This window comes from Streptomyces sp. NPDC007095, assembly GCF_040634475.1.
GTDB lineage: Bacteria > Actinomycetota > Actinomycetes > Streptomycetales > Streptomycetaceae > Streptomyces.
The window spans coordinates 1-2,630 of sequence record NZ_JBEYFS010000471.1; the positions used below are offsets into that span (position 1 = coordinate 1).

General features: G+C 71.1%; 2 protein-coding genes. One reads left to right on the forward strand and one right to left on the reverse strand.

Features of this window, described 5'->3' with window-relative positions:
* Window positions 1–113: 113 nt before the first annotated feature.
* Window positions 114–2,039 (reverse strand): ricin-type beta-trefoil lectin domain protein, encoded by a 1,926-nt coding sequence (locus tag ABZ656_RS57405; protein ID WP_360280636.1) that lies wholly within the window; start codon window positions 2,037–2,039, stop codon window positions 114–116.
* Window positions 2,040–2,366: 327 nt separating this feature from the next.
* On the opposite strand from ABZ656_RS57405, the gene ABZ656_RS57410 reads away from it, so the two are divergent.
* Window positions 2,367–2,630: hypothetical protein (locus tag ABZ656_RS57410; RefSeq protein WP_360280639.1), on the forward strand; the 264-nt coding region annotated here is incomplete at its 3' end.

Below are 2,630 nucleotides of genomic sequence, written 5' to 3' on the forward strand. Positions count from 1 at the left end.
CCTCGTACTGGACGTACTTGGATCTGTGCCTGGTGCGGTGAGAGTGCGTGCATGGCGTCGCAGGGCAGACGGGAATTTGACGACAGGGCCTAGCCCGCCGCCCGGCGCGCCCGCTACAGCCCCAACCCCTCCACGAGGGAGGAGAGTCGGGCGGTCAGCGGCAGCACGGGCCGGGGGCTCGTGCGGTCACCGACGGTCACGGAACGGGGCTCGGCGGAGGACTCCGAGGCGGTCGCCGACGGGTCGGCCCGGCCGTCCGTCGGCGGCTCGCTGGGCGACGCGCTCGGCTCGTCGGCCGTGCCCTGCGGGGACGGCGCCTTGCTGACCGGCCGGGTCGAGGCGCTCGCCGTCCCCGCGATCGACAGCGAACCGGGCTCGGCCGAGGCGGAGTCGGTCCGCCACCGCTGCGCGTCGGAGCCGTCCCGGTCCTTGACGACGATGTCGGCGTCCGGATCGGTGGAACTGGGCGTGAGCGCGAGTCCCTCGCGCGAGCGGGACAGCAACTCGCCCCGCACAGTGAGGTCGTAGCGCACGTCGTCGCGCCGCGCGGCGCTCTTCGGGGCGCAGCGGTCCAGGGCGACGACCCCGTCGTCGGCGTGCGAGTCCAGGCACAGCGCGGGGTCGGCGACGCTGCGCAGCAGGCCGTCGTTCTCGTACGACCACTGCTGGGTCCAGGCGGACGAGCAGACGGCCAGCTCGGCCTCGGCACCGGCCTTGGCCTTGCCACCCCGGATGTCGAGGCAGAGATCGGCGGCGAGGTTGCGCAGCCGGGTCTGCTCGGTGCTGGTGGGCAGTCCGGCCGAGGTCGGGGGCGAGGAGTCGACGGAGGGGCCCGGGGCGACCGGGCTGGGCGAGACGGTGTGGCTGCTGCCGACACCCGTGGAGGCGGCCGGGTCGGCGCCACCGTCGTCGTGGGACCACAGGCTGATGGTCAGCACGGTCACGAGCAGCACCGCCGAGGCCGTGCCCGCCCCGGTGAGCAGGACCTTCGAGTGCTTCCGGGCAATCTGGGCCAGCCGCCCGGGGGCGGGAATCTGCGCCAGCAGACGATGCCGACCAGCACTCCCAGGACGCCCACCGGTCCCGAGCCGCCCGCCAGTCCCGAGCCGCCCGCCGGTACCCGCGCGTCCACCGATACCCGACCGTCCGCCGGCACCGGCCCGTCCGCTGCCGAACGCGGGCTCCTCCTCGGGGCGCATGGCTTGCCGTACGCGCCCCGGGCGTGCGTCGAGGTAGCGTCGCGCGCCCCAACCGAGCACCGCTTCAGCGAGCAGAATCCCCAAGCCGCCCTCGAGATAGCCGAGTTGCTCGGCCGCGTGCCGGCAGTGGCGACACTTCCCCAGATGCTGTCTGACATCCGGCAGCAAGGCGCCGCCACGACGAATCGGGACGTCCAACAGCCGGTTGTAGAAGCCGCATTCCTTGCTCGGCGCGAGTTCCCGGTGGGCGCGCACACATCCCTGGCGGAATTGCTCACGGGCCTGCTCCAGAGCGGCCGACGCGGTGCCGACGTCCAGGCCCGACAGACCGGCCGGTACGGAAATGTCCTCGGCCTCGACCTCGGTGTGCCACAGCAGGCACTGGGCGAGGGGCGGCAAGGCATGGAAAGAGCGCTCGGCGAGCTTCCGATTTTCGGCGGTCATGGACTGCGCCGCCCGCATACCCCGCCCCCCGGCGGGTTTCCTCAAATCCGGCAGAACACCGGATATCCGGTCCTCACCGGACCACTCATTGACGGTGTCCCGCACGGTCACGAGGAGTCGGGGTCGCAGGGCCGCTCCGGACTCGCCGCGTATCAGGCAGTCGAGCGCGTAGTGGAAGGAGGTCGCGGCGACCATCGACGCGACGTTCGAGGAAGAGGCGAGGCAGATGGCCGCGTAGTCGTACGTCGGCTGCCAGTGCCGCGCCATCAGCAGGGCGACGGACTGCGTGGCCTCGCCCTCCGTCCGGCCTCTCAGCCGCGCGGCGAGGCTTTCGTCGGACTCCCCGGGAGCACCGCCGGGAGGATAGGACGGTCGAGGGGGGTGGGGGGTGGGCACAGAGCGGGTTCCTTCCACGGTGCAAGGTGGTGCACAGAATTTCCTTGGTCGTCGAAAAGGGAGCCCCTGCCTGGTGCACACCTTTTTGACGGAGCGCCGGGAAAATGGCCGCCGGCCCGGAATAATGAACACCGATTTCATACCCGGCCATTGACCCGCGCGGTAAGTTCACCCTCGCACAACACGCTCATGACCAACAAGGCACTTGAGCAACATCCACATATTGAAAGATAGTCAGTAACAGCACCAACTCGCGCCTCTCGCACCGGTTTTCGAAATTTCCCGCAGGCCCTTCACGCGCCTCGCCGCGGCACCAGGTGCATACGCATGTGCCCTCACGCGCCCCGTGTGAACCGCGCGCTCGCTCCGGAGCCCGTCGCACGCTCCCGGCGCGCGGAGCTCCGTAGTCCACTGGAACCCGGCCCTTCTCGGAGGCCCCGCGCAGGACGGCGGCTCTCCCGCGCGAAACCGGCCGCCGGCCCCGATCCTCCCGCCCTCGGCCGGCTCCCGCACCTCGCCCGCTCCGCCCGGCACCTCTACGTCTTCCAGCGCACGCCCTCGTACATTGACGAGCGCGGCAACGTACCGACC